Below are 14569 nucleotides of genomic sequence, written 5' to 3' on the forward strand. Positions count from 1 at the left end.
CTGGCTACGCAAAGGCTTGGCCCTCGGTTCCGAAGCGCGTATCGGGAAATCCCCGACGAACGGACCATGAGCGTGCGACGCCGCAGTCACCACAGCCTGGAGCCGTCGGCGTCAGAGAGATATAGGGCTAATCCGATTCTTGCTGAGAATTTTCTATTTCTAGGCTAAACAAGAATCACGGCGAAACCGGCGCGATTAGCGCCGGTTGCCGAGTGACAGTGCTTGTAACGCTCGGTCAGCACATAAGAGGATTGCATTGCGCCATGCGCACCATTACGACAAACCGGACGCCTTTACCGCTGCCCCACCGTGGCCGCACCATCCTCCGGCTCGCCCTGATGCCACCCACCCCCCAACGCCTTGATCAGCACCACGCTAGCCGTGTACTGCCTGCCCATCAACGTCAGCGCCGTCCGTTCAGCGGTATAAGCCGTAGTCTGTGCGACCAGCACATCCAGCAAGCTTGCCGTCCCAGCCCGATAGCGATTATTGACCAGCGCCAGCGCATAGCGCGCCGCCCGCACCGCATCGTTCTGCACCACCGATTCCTGTTCGAGCAGCCGCTGCGCGGCGAGGTTGTCCTCGACTTCCTGGAACGCGCCCAACACGGTCTGCCGGTAATTGGCAACGGTCTGATCATAGGCGGCCACGGCTTGCGCCTTGGCCGCGCTACGCAGGCCACCATCGAACAGCGTGCCGGCCAGACCCGCGCCGAGTGACCAGACGCGGTCCGGCAGGGACATCCACCGCGCCAGCGTGCTGGCCGTCAGCCCACCGCTGGCCGACAGCGACAACGTCGGGTAATAAGCAGCCTGCGCCACGCCGATCTGCGCGTTCGCGGATGCCATGCGACGCTCCGCTGCGCCAATGTCGGGCCGCCGCTCAAGCAGTTGCGAAGGTAGCGCCGCCGGCACGCGCGGCGGCGCATTGGCGAGATCGGCCTGCCCGAGTGTCAGATCCGCAGGCGGCTTGCCGACCAGCACCGCAATCGCATGCTCAAGCTGCGCACGCGTGATCTGGATATCGAGCTGCTGCGCCTGCGCGCTCTTGAGCTGCGTTTCCGACTGCAGCACGTCGGAGCGCTGCGCGGTGCCGGCCTTGTACTGGTTCTGCACCAGCTGCAGCGACTTCACATAGTCGGCCACGGTGCGGTCCAGCAGCGCCTTCTGCGCATCGGCAATGCGCAGCAGGAAATAGCTCTGCGCCAGCGTCGCCTGCGTCGACAGCAGGGTCGAGGCCAGGTCCGCCTGGCTGGCCTGCGCGCTCGCTTCGCTGCTTTCCACCTGCCGCCGCACGCGGCCCCAGACGTCCAGTTCCCAGGTCGCGCCCAGCGTCGCACTCTGACCATTGAGCGTGTTGCCACTCGCACCGCGCGCGCGCGAGACGCCCGCCTGTGCATCCACGGTCGGGAAGAAGCCCGCCCGCGCGGCCTGCAGCGAGGCCAGCGCCTGCCGGTACTGCGCTTCCGCAGCCTTGATGTTCTGGTTCGAGATCTGCACCTGCGACATCAGCGCATCGAGCTGGCTGTCGCCGAACACCTGCCACCACTGTGGCCGCGCATGGGCGTCCTGCGGTTCGGCGGTCTTCCACTCGCCGGTCCAGGCTTCGGCGTCGGCAGGCGCTTCCTTGAACGCGGGCGAGACCGGCGCATCGGGCCGCTTGTAGTCGGGACCCACGGCGCAGCCGGCGAGCAGCAGCGCGCAGGCCAGCGGCACAGGCGCGCCAAGGGTGAGGAGGCGGGAGAGGGAGTTCATCATCATCTTCATGATTCAGTGCCGGTAGCGGGCGCGGCATCGCGCGGACCGCCGCGCCGGCGTTCGCGCCAGGCCTTCACTTTCAGGCGCCAGCGGTCCAGCGTCAGGTAGACCACCGGCGTGGTGTACAGGGTCAGCAACTGGCTCACCACCAGTCCGCCCACGATCGAGATGCCCAGCGGCGCGCGCAGCTCGGCGCCGTCGCCGCGGCCGATGGCCAGCGGCACCGCGCCCAGCAGCGCGGCCATGGTGGTCATCAGGATGGGGCGGAAGCGCAGCAGGCAGGCGCGGTGGATGGCGTCGCGCGGCGAAAGGCCGTCGCGCCGCTCGGCATCGATGGCGAAGTCGATCATCATGATCGCGTTCTTCTTCACGATGCCGATCAGCAGGATCACGCCGATCAGCGCGATGATGCTGAACTCCGTCTTGAACGCCAGCAGCGCCAGCAGCGCGCCCACGCCCGCCGATGGCAGCGTCGACAGGATCGTCAGCGGGTGGACATAGCTTTCATACAGGATGCCCAGCACGATGTAGATCGTGATGATGGCCGCCAGGATCAGGATCGGCTGGCTCTTGAGCGAGTCCTGGAACGCCTTGGCGCCGCCCTGGAAGTTGGCCTGCAGCGTCTCGGGCGCGCCGATCTGGGCCATGGCGCGCTTGACCGCATCGGTGGCCTGCGACAGCGAGAACCCTTCGGCCAGGTTGAACGAGATCGTCGACGCGGCGAACTGCCCCTGGTGGTTCACGCCCAGCGGCGTGCTGGTAGGCATGACCGTGGCGAACGCCGACAACGGCACGCGGCGGCCGTTGCCGGTGACCACATAGATGTCGTTCAGCGCGTGCGGCCCCTGCAGGTATTCCTGGCTCAGTTCCATCACCACGCGATACTGGTTGAGCGGGTTGTAGATGGTCGACACCAGCCGCTGGCCGAACGCGTCGTTGAGCACCGCATCGACCTGCTGCGCCGTGACGCCGAGGCGCGATGCGGCGTCGCGGTCGATGATCACCGAGGTCTGCAGGCCCTTGTCATTGGTGTCGGTGTCGACGTCCTCGATGCCCTTGATGTTCGAGATCGCCGCGCGCACCTTCGGCTCCCAGTCGCGCAGCACCTGCAGGTCGTCGGATTGCAGCGTGAACTGGTACTGCGAGCTGCTCTGCCGGCCGCCGACGCGGATGTCCTGCACGGGCGTGAGAAACAGGCTTGCCCCGGGCTCCTTGGCCAGCTTGATGCGCAGCCGCGCAATGATGGCATCGGCGCTTTCCTTGCGCTGCGACAGCGGCTTGAGCGTGACGAACATCTGCCCGGTGTTGCGCTGCGAGCCGCCGGTGAAGCCGGTGACGTTTTCCACGGCCGGGTCGGACTGGACGATGCGGATGAAGTTGTCCAGCTTCGGCTGCATGGCCTGGAACGAGGTGGCCTGGTCGGCGCGGATGAAGCCGATCAGGCGGCCCGTGTCCTGCTGCGGGAAAAAGCCCTTGGGCACGATCACGTACAGCCAGACATTGAGCGCCACCGTGGCCAGCAGCACCAGCCACACCACCGCGCTGTAGCGCAGCGCCACGGCCAGCGTGCGCGCATAGCCGTCATGCAGCCAGCGGAACACGCGTTCGCTGGCGCGGAAGAAGCGGCCTTGTTCTTCCTCGGGCACGGCAGGGCGCAGCAGTCGCGCGCACATCATCGGCGTGGTGGTCAGCGACACCACCAGCGACACCAGGATGGCCACCGACAGCGTGATGGCGAACTCCTGGAACAGGCGCCCGACAATGCCGCCCATCATCAGCAGCGGAATGAACACCGCGATCAGCGACAGGCTCATCGACAGCACCGTGAAGCCGACCTCGCGCGCGCCGCGCAGCGCGGCCGCGAGCGGCTTCATGCCTTCCTCGATATGGCGCGAGATGTTTTCGAGCACCACGATGGCGTCGTCCACCACGAAGCCGGTGGCAATGGTCAGCGCCATCAACGACAGGTTGTTCAGCGAGAAGCCGGCCAGGTACATCACCGAGAACGTGCCGATCAGCGATACCGGTACGGCCACGCTGGGGATGAACGTCGCGCGCACATTGCGCAGGAACAGGAACACCACCATGATCACCAGCGCCACCGAGATCATCAGCGTGTGCTCGACCTCGCGCAGCGACGCGCGGATGGTGGGGGTGCGGTCCATCATCACGTCCATCGCGATGGCCCCGGGGATCATCTTCTGCAGCTTGGGCAGCATGTCGCGCACGCGGTCGACGGTCTCGATGATGTTCGCGCCCGGCGAGCGGTTGAGCACCAGCAGCACCGAAGGCTTGCCGTTGGCGGAGCCCGCGTTGCGGATATCCTGCACCGAATCGACCACGCTCGCCACGTCCTGCAGGCGCACCGGCACGGAGAATGAATTCGGTCCGCTGGTGGCCTTGTTGCCGCCGGTGGCGCCGCTGGTGACGGTGGTCGTGCCGCTGCTGGTCGTGATGGTGGTCACGGTCACGCCGTTGACCACCTTGGTGCTCACGCCGCCCGCGGCTGCGGCGTTGGCGGTGCTGGCGATCAGCGCTCCGGCCGATGCCGACGAGAAGGTGCCCGGCGTGGCGTAGCGGATCACGAGCGGCATGTAGTCGCTCGCCTTCATCGCCTGGTCGTTTGCGTACACCTGCCAGTTGTTCGTGCGGTTCTCCAGCGTGCCCAGCGGCCGGTTGGCGTTGGTGGCGCTGATGGTATTGCGCACGTCCTCGAGCGAGATGCCGTACTTGTTCAGCGCGGTCGGGTTCAGTTCCACGCGCACCGCTGGCAATGACGAGCCGCCGATCGTCACCTGGCCCACGCCTTCCACCTGCGACAGCTTCTGCGAAAGGATGGTCGATGCCGCGTCATAGAGCTGGCCGCGAGTCATGGTCGGCGAGGTCAGCGCGATGATCATGATCGGCGCGTCGGCCGGGTTCACCTTGCGGTAGGTCGGGTTGTTCGGCAGGCTGGTCGGCAGCGTCGCGCGCGACGCGTTGATGGCCGCCTGCACGTCGCGCGCGGCGCCGTCGATGTCACGCGACAGGTCGAACTGCAGCGTCACGCGGGTCGAGCCAAGCGAGCTGCTGGACGTGATCTCTGTCACGCCTGCAATGGTCCCCAGCGCGCGCTCCAGCGGCGTGGCCACCGTGGCGGCCATGGTCTCGGGGCTGGCACCGGGCAGCGAGGCCGATACCGAGATCGTCGGGAAGTCCACCTGCGGCAGCGGCGATACCGGCAGCAGGCGCAGCGCCGCTATTCCCGCCAGCAGGATGCCGATGGTGAGCAGCGCCGTCGCGACCGGCCGGTGGATGAACGTGGCGGACAGGTTCATCGCGGCCCCGCTGCCGACGGATCGCCTTCATCCGTGCCGCCTTCGTCGGGGTCGCCGAAGCGGCGCTTGCGCCAGTCCTTGAGGCGATAAGCGATGCGGTCGAAGGCCAGGTAGATCACCGGCGTGGTGAACAGCGTCAGCACCTGGCTGACCAGCAGGCCGCCGACCATGGTCACGCCCAGCGGGCGGCGCAGTTCCGAGCCGATGCCGGTGCCGAGCATCATCGGCAGCGCCGCCAGCAGCGCGGCCATGGTGGTCATCAGGATCGGGCGGAAACGCAGCAGGCAGGCCTGGAAGATGGCCTCGCGCGGGGCCATGCCGCCTTCACGCTCGGCCTCGAGCGCGAAGTCGATCATCATGATGGCGTTCTTCTTGACAATGCCGATCAGCAGGATGATGCCGATGATCGCGATGATGCCCAGGTCCTGCCCCGCGAGCAGCAGCGCCAGCAGCGCGCCCACGCCCGCCGACGGCAGCGTCGACAGGATGGTCACCGGGTGGATGGTGCTTTCATACAGCACGCCCAGCACGATATACATCGTCACCACCGCGGCCAGGATCAGCCACAGCGTGTTCGACAGCGAGGCGCGGAACGCCAGCGCGGCGCCCTGGAACTCGGTCTGCATCGAGATCGGCAGGCCAAGTTCCTGCTCCACCTTGCTGATCTTGTCGACCGCGGCGCCCAGCGATTCGCCCGGTGCCAGGTTGAACGAGATGGTCGCCGCCGGGAACTGTCCCTGGTGGTTGACCACGAGCGGCCCCGTGCGTTCGCTGATGCGCGCGAACGCGCCCAGCGGCACCTGTCCTCCGGACGAGGAAGGCAGGCGCAGTTCCGCGAGCGACTGCGGGTCCTTGCGGAATTCGGGCATGGTCTCCAGCACCACGCGGTACTGGCTCGACTGCGTGAAGATGGTCGACACCAGCCGCTGGCCGAACGCGCTGTACAGCGCGCTGTCGATCACTGCCGTGGTGATGCCGAAACGCGCCGCGGCGTCGCGGTCGATATCCACATAGGCGCGCAGGCCGTTGTTCTGCTGGTCGCTGACCACATCGCGCAGTTCGGGCTCCTGGCGCAGACGCTCGACCAGGCGCGGCACCCACGTCGACAGGTTCTGCGGATCGGGATCTTCCACCGTGAACTGGTATTGCGTGCGCGACACGCGGTCTTCGATCGTCAGGTCCTGCACCGGCTGCGTATAGAGCGAAATGCCGCCAAGTTTCTCCACCGCGTGCTGCAGCCGCTGCGAGACCACGTCGATCGATTCACGCTCGCCTTTGGGCTTCAGGTTGACCAACATGCGCCCGGCGTTGAGCGTGGTGTTGGAACCGTCGACGCCGATGAAGGAAGACACGCTGGCCACGGCCGGGTCTTCGGCCACCACCTTGGCCGCGGCCTGCTGCTTGAGGCCCATGGCCTGGAACGACGTGGTTTGCGCGGCTTCGGTAATGCCCTGGATCAGGCCGGTGTCCTGCACCGGAAAGAAGCCCTTGGGCACCAGCAGGTACAGCAGCACCGTCAGCACCAGCGTGGCGATGGCCACTACCAGCGTCGCCTTCTGGCGGTCGAGCACCCATTCGAGCGCGACGCCGTAGCGGTGGATCACGTTGTCGAAGAAGCGCCCGGTGGCCTTGTGGAAGCGCGACTGCTGTGCCTCCGGCACGTGGCGCAGCAGCCGCGCGCACATCATCGGCGTGAGCGTCAGCGAGACCACGGCGGAGATCAGGATCGATACCGCCAGCGTAATGGCGAATTCGCGGAACAGGCGCCCGACCACATCGCCCATGAACAGCAGCGGGATCAGCACGGCCACCAGCGAAAACGTCAGCGAGATGATGGTGAAGCCAATCTGCTTCGAGCCCTTGAGCGCGGCTGCCATCGGGGAATCGCCTTCCTCGATGTAGCGCATGATGTTCTCGATCATGACGATGGCGTCATCGACCACGAAGCCCGTGGCGATGGTCAGCGCCATCAGCGTCAGGTTGTTGATCGAGAAGCCGGCCATGTACATCACGCCGAACGTGCCGACCAGCGACAGCGGCACGGCCACGCCGGGGATGATCGTGGCCGAGACATTGCGCAGGAACACGAAGATGACCATCACCACCAGCGCGATGGCCAGGAACAGCTCGAACTGCACGTCATGCACCGATGCGCGGATGGTGGTGGTGCGGTCCGTCATCAGCTGCACATGCACCGACGCGGGCAGCGCGGTACGTAGCTGTGGGAGCAGCGTCTTGATGCGGTCCACCACCTCGATCACATTGGCGCCGGGCTGGCGCTGGATGTTAAGGATGATGGAGGGGTTGCCGCCGGCCCAGGCGGCCAGGCGGCTGTTCTCGGGCCCGTCGACGATCTCTGCCACGTCGGTGATGCGGATCGGCGCGCCGTTCTGGTAGGCGATGATGATCTGCTTGTACTCGTCGGCCGAGCGCAGCTGGTCGTTGGCGTCGATGGTCGACGCGCGCGCCGGGCCGTCGAAGCTGCCCTTGGCGCCGTTCACGTTGGCCGCGCCGATGGCGGTGCGCAGGTCGTCGATCGACATGCCCAGCGACGCCAGCGCGGTCGGGTTCGCCTGGATGCGCACCGCGGGGCGCTGGCCGCCGCTGATGGTGACCAGGCCCACGCCCTGGATCTGCGAGATCTTGGCCGCCACGCGCGTGTCGACCATGTCCTGCAGCTTGGGCAGCGGCAGCGTGTCGGAGGTCATGGCAATGGTCATGATCGGCGCGTCGGCCGGGTTGACCTTGCTGTAGACCGGCGGCATCGGCAGGTCGGACGGCAGCAGGTTGCTGCCGGCGTTGATGGCCGCCTGCACCTCCTGCTCGGCCACGTCGAGCGGCAGCGTCAGCTCGAACTGCAGCGTGATCACCGATGCGCCGCCCGACGAGGACGACGACATCTGCTTGAGCCCCGGCATCTGCCCGAACTGGCGTTCAAGCGGCGCGGTGATCGACGAGGTCATCACGTCGGGGCTCGCGCCCGGATAAAGCGTGGTGACCTGGATGGTGGGGTAGTCCACCTCGGGCAGCGCGGACAGCGGCAGCAGCCGGTAGGCCACCAGCCCGGAGAGCAGGATGGCCAGCATCAGCAGCGCCGTGGCTACCGGGCGCTCGATGAAGAGGCGTGACGGGTTCATGCGGATTCCTTACTGCTGGCGGCGCGCGCCGGGGGCATCGGCCGCGGCGCCGCTGGCACCGCCCGTGCCGGCACCTTCGCGCTGGCGGCGGTGTTCGCCCTGCGGCGCGCTCGCGCCGCCGTCGGCATGGGCGCCGCTGGCGCCACCCCAACCGCTGCCGTCGCGGCGGCGTCCGCGGCCGCGTGGCTGGCTGGCCGGCACTAGCTGGGCCGCGCGTGCGGCGGGGTCCACGGCTTCCACGGTCATGCCTTCCTTGAGCCGGTCGGCGCCATCGACCACCACGCGCTGGCCCGGCTCCACGCCCTTGAGCACGGCGGTGCGGGTGCCGTCGCCGGGCCCGAGCGTGACCACTTGCACCTTGACCTTGCTGCTGTCGTCGACCACGTAGACAAAGGTGCCTTGCTGGCCGCGCTGCACGGCGGCTACCGGAATGACGGTGGCGTCCTTCAGCGTGTCGACGCGCGTGCGCACATTGACGAACTGGTTCGGGAACAGCATGCCGTCGGCGTTCGGGAAGATCGCCTTGAGCTTGACCGTACCGGTGGTGGTGTCGATCTGGTTGTCGGTAGTCAGCAGCGCGCCGTCGCCAAGCTGGTTGCGCATCTGGCGGTCCCACGCCTGCACCGGCATTTTCTCGCCCGTGTTGAGCTTTTTCAGCACCGCGGGCAGGTTGTCTTCGGGGATGGTATAGAGCACGGCAATCGGCTGGATCTGCGTGATCAGCGCGATGCCGTTGGTGTCGGACGTATTGACGATATTGCCCGGATCCACCTGGCGCAGGCCGATGCGGCCCGACACCGGCGCGACGATCTTCGTATAGCCCAGCTGCAGCCTCGCATTGTCCACATTGCCCTGGTCGGTCTTGACCACGCCTTCGTACTGGCGCACCAGCGCGTCCTGCGTATCGACCTGCTGGCTCGAGATCGAGTCCTGCTGCAGCAGGGTCTTGTAGCGCTTCTGGTCCAGCCGCGCGTTCTGCAGCAGCGCCTGGTCGCGCGCCAGCTGGCCGACGGCCTGGTCCAAGGCGGCCTGGAACGGGCGCGGGTCGATCTCGGCCAGCACGTCGCCGGCCTTGACCATCTGGCCTTCCTTGAACAGCACCTTGAGCAGCGGGCCCGACACCTGGGCGCGCACGGTGACGTTGGACACTGGCGTGACGTTGCCCAGCCCGTTCAGGACTACGTCCATGTCGCGCTGCGCGACCGTGGATACCACGACCGGCGAGCGAGGCGCGCCGGCGCCGCCGGGACCACCGGGGCCGCCACGTCCCGGCGCGCCGGGACCACTGGCACCGCCGGGGCCGCGGGCCGCCTGCGTTTCCGGACCTGCGCCGCGGTGGCTGTACCAGTACCAGCCGCCTCCGGCGAGCAGCACGACGAGGGCTGCGGCGATCAGCTTGCGGCGCGGCGAGCGACCGGGTTCCTGCGGTGGGCGGGACGGCGGGGTGGGGTGTTGGCCTTGTTCGGGGTTCGACATGTCCGGAATCCTGGGAGCGGCGCGGTATGCGCCGGCGTTCTTCGCGCGGTCTCGGGCGCGGCGATGCTTGCAGTATGCCGCATCAGGTGCGGCACTAGCCCCATCTGGCGTGGGGTTCTGCCCAAGTGGGGCAGCGGCCTGCGGGTAGGCCGGGCAGCGCAAAGGCATGCCATGCCGCAAGGATAATGTGAGACGCCGGATGCACGTGTTTCAGCACGGCCCCGGTTTATTACAGAGGATTACCAGCGCCTCCCGTGTAATCTCCGGAAACAAAGCCGCTGGCCTGATTCGGCAGGACAGCGGCCAGCCTGACTATCATGTGCCTATGCGAACGAACCAGCCCACCCAGATCCTTGTCGTCGACGACGACCCTGAACTGCGCGACCTGCTGCGCGAGTACCTGACCCAACAAGGCTTTGCCGTCTCGGTGCTGCATGACGGCGACGGCCTGCAGGCCCGCCTGGAGCGCGAACGTCCGGCGCTGATCGTGCTCGACCTGATGATGCCGAAGGTTGATGGCCTGACCGCGCTGCGCAACCTGCGGGCCAAGAACGACGATATCCCGGTGATCCTGCTGACCGCGCGCAGCGACGAGATCGACCGCATTGTCGGCCTGGAGATCGGCGCCGACGACTACCTTGGCAAGCCGTTCTCGCCGCGCGAGCTGCTGGCGCGCATCAATGCCGTGCTGCGCCGCAAGCTGGCGCGTCCGGCGGCTGCGCCCGAAGACCGCGAATCGGTCGCCTTCGGGCCGTTCCGCGTGAATTTCCGCCAGCGCTCGCTGCAGCGCGCGGGACAGGTGCTGTCGATCAGCGACACCGAGTTCGCGCTGCTCAAGCTGCTGCTGATGCATCCGCTTGAAGTGCTTTCGCGCGAGCGCATCGTCGAGCTGATGTACGGCACCGCCAGTGGCATCAGCGATCGCGGCATCGACGTGCAGATCTGGCGCCTGCGCCGGCTGCTCGACGAAGATGCGCAGCGGCCGCGCTACATCCAGACCGTGCGCGGGCGCGGCTACACGTTCGTGCCCGACGAAGCCGAAGACATTCCGCAGTGACGCCCATGCCGCCGCGGCTGTCGATCCGACGGCATGGCGGCAACGACGAGCCCGACATGAAGTTGCGTATTGATACCCTGTTCGGCCGCATCGCGCTGCTGATCGCCGCCGTGCTGGTCATTAGCCATTTCTCGTGGCTGGCCATCCTGCGCATGGACCGGCGCCAGCAACAGGTGGATTATTCGGTCGAGCAGATGCTGTTCCAGTTTGCCAGCATCCAGCGCGCGCTCGATGCGCGCCCGCCCGTGCCGCTGCCGAGCCTGGTGGAGGTGGCCAGCGAGGCCAGCGCCGAAGAACACACCATCGTGCCGAAGGGCCGCTCGCGGCGGCTGGTGGAGCAGTTCATCACCCGCCTGCCGCAAGGCACCGAGATCCGGGTCGAGGACGAAGCCACGCCGCGGCTGTGGATCAAGCTGCCGACGCGCGACAACTGGATCGCCATGCCGATCCTGTGGGTCCACAACCCTCCGCCCGACAACCGGCTCGTGCCGGGCGTGATGCTTGTCGTGGGCGTGGCCATCATCTTTGCGCTGCTGATCGCGTGGCAGATTCAGCGGCCGGTGCGCGACATGGCGGCGGCTGCGGAGCAGTTGTCCCGGCAGCAGCCGGTAGCGCCGCTGCGCGAGCGCGGGCCGCATGAGCTACGCCAGTTGATCGAGCGATTCAACCGTATGGTGGCGGACCTTACGCGCATCGACCAGGAGCGCAACACCATGCTGGCCGGCATTGCGCATGATTTGAAGACACCGCTGGCGCGGCTGCGGCTGCGCGCCGAGATGCTGTCGGACCCGAAGGCCGCGGCGGGGGTGACGCGCGATGTCGATTCGATGGCGGCCATTGTGGAACAGTTTCTGAGTTTTGCGCAGACGAGTGAGCCGACTGCGCGGCCGGTGCCTGTGGACCGTCGTGTGAACGAACTGGCTGCCTCGCTGGCGGAGCAGGAACGGCAGGTGGTGTTGTCGCTGGGTGCGGGCGATGGATTTCGAATGATTGCCACGCAGTTGGATCGCATCATCGGCAATCTTGTCGACAATGCTTACGTCTACGGCAAGCCACCGGTATGCATCGCGACGACGCGCACGCCGGACGGGTATCTGCTGGTGGTCGAAGACCAGGGGGCGGGGATTCCTGAGGCGGACAAGGAACGCGTTACGCTGCCATTCGTGCGGCTGGATCCGGCGCGCGGCGGGAATGCCCATTCGGGGCTGGGGCTGGCGATCGTGGATCGGCTCGTGCGGCAGGCGGGGGGGAAGCTTAACCTTGTGAATGCGGACGAGGGTGGGTTTCGGGTTGAGATGTTGTTTGGGGGGGCGGTGGCGTAGGGGAAGAGAGCACCAAGCAACGACCGCTTCGCTAGTTCACCGCGGATTCGCCGCCGGCTGTTACGCCCGAAGTGTCCATCACAGGCTTTCACTGGGCGGGGCTCGTCCAGGGTGTTTAGCCGCCCGCCGTCTTGCCACCGATCTCATACGTTCCATGGACCGTCAGCCGGCCTCCCGGCGACGCGGTAACGCTGATTCGGCTGCCCTGAATTTCCATGCCGCGCCCATCAGTTCGATGCAGGTATGAGAAGACGCCACCTCCGACAAAACGCAGCGTAGGTAGCGCGCGTCCGGCGCCGGATTGACGTGGAACTGCGCGTTCCCAGGCATGGACGGGGCAGGCGTGACTTCCTTGGTTCATGTCTCGTTCTCAAGGAAACTCGTTGGGCGCGCGTGAACACGGAAGTGCCTGCCCACGCATCAGGTCGAGAATGGCCAAACCGGTCAGGAATAAATCGGGAAGACTCCAAGATGCGCCGCAGAATTTTCTGCAGCGTACTGCGGCAGACCGGAAGGAAAGACTCAGCTCAGTTCGTGGCCGTTGCTCCGAGCGGAATATGGCGGCAGGAGAAGTAGGGCACGACTAGATGGCTCAGGATTTCCTCGATTGACAACCTGCTGATCTGCTCTCAGCCTCGGTCCTGCAACGGGTCTCGCGGCACGCTGCGCACTGGCCCCAATGAATCCCCTTAACTGGACCTATCGAGTCCAGCGCCGCCTCGCCTATAAGACCAGAGGGCCGGTGCAAATCAGCACGCTTCGATCCCGCCTCAAGTCAGTGATATCCCCGCCGCCGCATTGCCGGGCGGACGGACCCTCTAGGTCGTGCCAGGTCTGGCATCGCCGGTGCTTGCGTCGGCACGCCGGATACGAAGGGAGAACCGATGTTGACGAGCTTCAAACAGATCGTGCGTGCGAGCGCGCGCCTTTGCACCGCCGCCTTGCTGATGTCCGCCGTTGTCCACGCGCACAGCCAGGAAGTCACGCGCGGCGGCAGTCTCAATGTGCTTTCGATCACGGCGATCAACTCGCTGAACCCGGCCATCCAGTCGGGTGTGGCAACGGGTGTGCCCGCATCGCAGTTGTTCGCCAGCCTGCTGCAGGCCGACGCAAAATGGCAGTTCCACCCGTATCTCGCCGATAGCTGGAGCGTGTCGCCCGACGGCCTGACCTACACCTTCAAGCTCAACAAGGACGCAAAATTCCACGACGGCAAGCCGATCACCTCGGCCGACGTCGCGTTCTCGGCAGAGACCGTCAAGGCCAATCACCCGTTCGGCCCCGCCATGCTGGCAGCGCTGGACAAGGTGGAGACACCGGACGTCCACACTGCAGTGTTCCGGCTCAAGCAGCCCAATCCGGCGCTGCTGCTCGCGTGCTCGACACCGGCACTGATGCCGATCCTGCCCAGGCATGTCTACAGCGATGGCCCGATCCGCCAGAACCCGAAGAACAACGCGCCGGTCGGATCGGGTCCGTTCCGCTTCGTCGAGTACAAGCCCGGCGAATACCTCACGCTGGCGCGCTTTGACGGCTACTTCCGCAAGGGCAAGCCGTACCTGGACAAGATCACCTACAGCATCGTGCCCGATCGCGCGGCGGCGGCGCTGGCCATGCAGCGCGGCGACATTCACTTCGTTGCCTTCGCCCCGTTCCGTATCGCGGATGTGGACCGCCTTGCGGCCGATCCGAAGCTTACCGTCACTCGCAGCGGCTACGAGGGCGTCGGCTCGCTGAACTGGCTGGCCTTCAACACGCGCCAGGGTCCGCTTGCCAACGTGAAGGTGCGCCAGGCGATCTCCTACGCCATCGACCGCGATTTCATCTCGCAGAAGCTGCAGCGCGGCCGCTCGCAGCCGGCCTGGGGCCCGGTCCATCCGGCCAGCCCGTTCTACAGCAAGACGCTGGACCCGTACAAGGTGGACCTGGCACGCGCCAACAAGCTGCTGGATGAGGCGGGCTATCCCAGGAAGGCGGACGGCACGCGCTTCGCGCTGCGCCTGGACTTCCTGCCGGGCGCTCCGGATACGTCGCAACTGGTGGCGGAGTACCTGCGCCCGCAACTGGCCAAGGTCGGCATCCAGGCGCAACTGCGCCCCTCGCCGGATTTCCCCACCTGGTCGCAGCGCATCGCCAGCTGGGACTTCGACATGACCACCGACTCGGTCTTCAACTGGGGCGATCCGGTGATCGGCGTCGCGCGCACCTACCAGTCGGGCAATATCAAGAAGGGCGTGATCTGGTCCAACACGCAGGGCTATGCCAATGCGGAGGTCGACAAGCTCCTTGCCGAGGCAGCCTCCGAGACCGACGCGACCAAACGCGCCGTACTCTACGACCGTTTCCAGAAGATCCTCAACAGCGAGGTACCGGTCGCGTGGCTCAACACCGCGCCGGTGAGTTCGGTCGCCAACAAGAAGCTGCGCGGGCTGCCGGACAGCATCTGGGGCGCGTTCGCGCCGTTCGACGAAGTGTACTGGGCCAAATAGGCCCGGCCATACCG

At 66.5% G+C, this 14569-nt stretch carries 7 protein-coding genes; 3 read left to right on the forward strand and 4 right to left on the reverse strand.

Going from position 1 to position 14569, the window contains the following annotated elements; translation table 11 throughout:
• Window positions 1–293: 293 nt before the first annotated feature.
• The 4 genes from AC3FKH_RS32180 to AC3FKH_RS32195 are packed head-to-tail and all read right to left on the reverse strand — an operon-like array spanning window position 294 to window position 9687.
• Window positions 294–1754, reverse strand: coding sequence for an efflux transporter outer membrane subunit (locus tag AC3FKH_RS32180; RefSeq protein WP_488679658.1), 1461 nt, complete (start codon window positions 1752–1754; stop codon window positions 294–296).
• Between the two features lie 8 nt (window positions 1755–1762).
• Window positions 1763–5074 (reverse strand): efflux RND transporter permease subunit, encoded by a 3312-nt coding sequence (locus AC3FKH_RS32185; protein WP_488679659.1) that lies wholly within the window; start codon window positions 5072–5074, stop codon window positions 1763–1765.
• Window positions 5071–8211, reverse strand: a complete 3141-nt coding sequence (locus tag AC3FKH_RS32190) for an MdtB/MuxB family multidrug efflux RND transporter permease subunit (RefSeq protein WP_488679660.1) — start codon at window positions 8209–8211, stop codon at window positions 5071–5073. Before AC3FKH_RS32190 ends, AC3FKH_RS32185 begins: the two co-directional genes overlap by 4 nt.
• A gap of 9 nt (window positions 8212–8220) precedes the next feature.
• Window positions 8221–9687, reverse strand: coding sequence for an MdtA/MuxA family multidrug efflux RND transporter periplasmic adaptor subunit (locus AC3FKH_RS32195; RefSeq protein ID WP_488679661.1), 1467 nt, complete (start codon window positions 9685–9687; stop codon window positions 8221–8223).
• A gap of 325 nt (window positions 9688–10012) precedes the next feature.
• Between AC3FKH_RS32195 and AC3FKH_RS32200 the strand changes: the two genes are divergently transcribed.
• The 3 genes from AC3FKH_RS32200 to AC3FKH_RS32210 all read left to right on the forward strand — a co-directional run bounded on the left by AC3FKH_RS32200 (window position 10013) and on the right by AC3FKH_RS32210 (window position 14555).
• The gene (locus AC3FKH_RS32200; protein WP_224077820.1) at window positions 10013–10744 is read left to right on the forward strand and encodes a response regulator; all 732 of its coding nucleotides are present in this window, start codon (window positions 10013–10015) and stop codon (window positions 10742–10744) included.
• Window positions 10745–10800: 56 nt separating this feature from the next.
• Entirely contained in the window at window positions 10801–12066 is a 1266-nt protein-coding gene (locus tag AC3FKH_RS32205; RefSeq protein WP_488679662.1) for an ATP-binding protein, read from the forward strand.
• Window positions 12067–12950: 884 nt separating this feature from the next.
• The gene (locus AC3FKH_RS32210) at window positions 12951–14555 is read left to right on the forward strand and encodes an ABC transporter substrate-binding protein (RefSeq protein WP_488679663.1); all 1605 of its coding nucleotides are present in this window, start codon (window positions 12951–12953) and stop codon (window positions 14553–14555) included.
• The last annotated feature ends 14 nt before the right edge of the window (window positions 14556–14569 follow it).

The sequence above is a fragment of the Cupriavidus sp. 21MJTG02-4 genome (genome assembly GCF_057798975.1).

Excerpts from the sequence above, each read along its gene's own strand:
- AC3FKH_RS32180 (WP_488679658.1), bottom strand. The coding sequence starts at position 1,754 with ATGAACTCCCTCTCCCGCCTCCTCACCCTTGGCGCGCCTGTGCCGCTG.
- AC3FKH_RS32185 (WP_488679659.1), bottom strand. The coding sequence starts at position 5,074 with ATGAACCTGTCCGCCACGTTCATCCACCGGCCGGTCGCGACGGCGCTG.
- AC3FKH_RS32190 (WP_488679660.1), bottom strand. The coding sequence starts at position 8,211 with ATGAACCCGTCACGCCTCTTCATCGAGCGCCCGGTAGCCACGGCGCTG.
- AC3FKH_RS32195 (WP_488679661.1), bottom strand. The coding sequence starts at position 9,687 with ATGTCGAACCCCGAACAAGGCCAACACCCCACCCCGCCGTCCCGCCCA.
- AC3FKH_RS32200 (WP_224077820.1), top strand. The coding sequence starts at position 10,013 with ATGCGAACGAACCAGCCCACCCAGATCCTTGTCGTCGACGACGACCCT.
- AC3FKH_RS32205 (WP_488679662.1), top strand. The coding sequence starts at position 10,801 with ATGAAGTTGCGTATTGATACCCTGTTCGGCCGCATCGCGCTGCTGATC.
- AC3FKH_RS32210 (WP_488679663.1), top strand. The coding sequence starts at position 12,951 with ATGTTGACGAGCTTCAAACAGATCGTGCGTGCGAGCGCGCGCCTTTGC.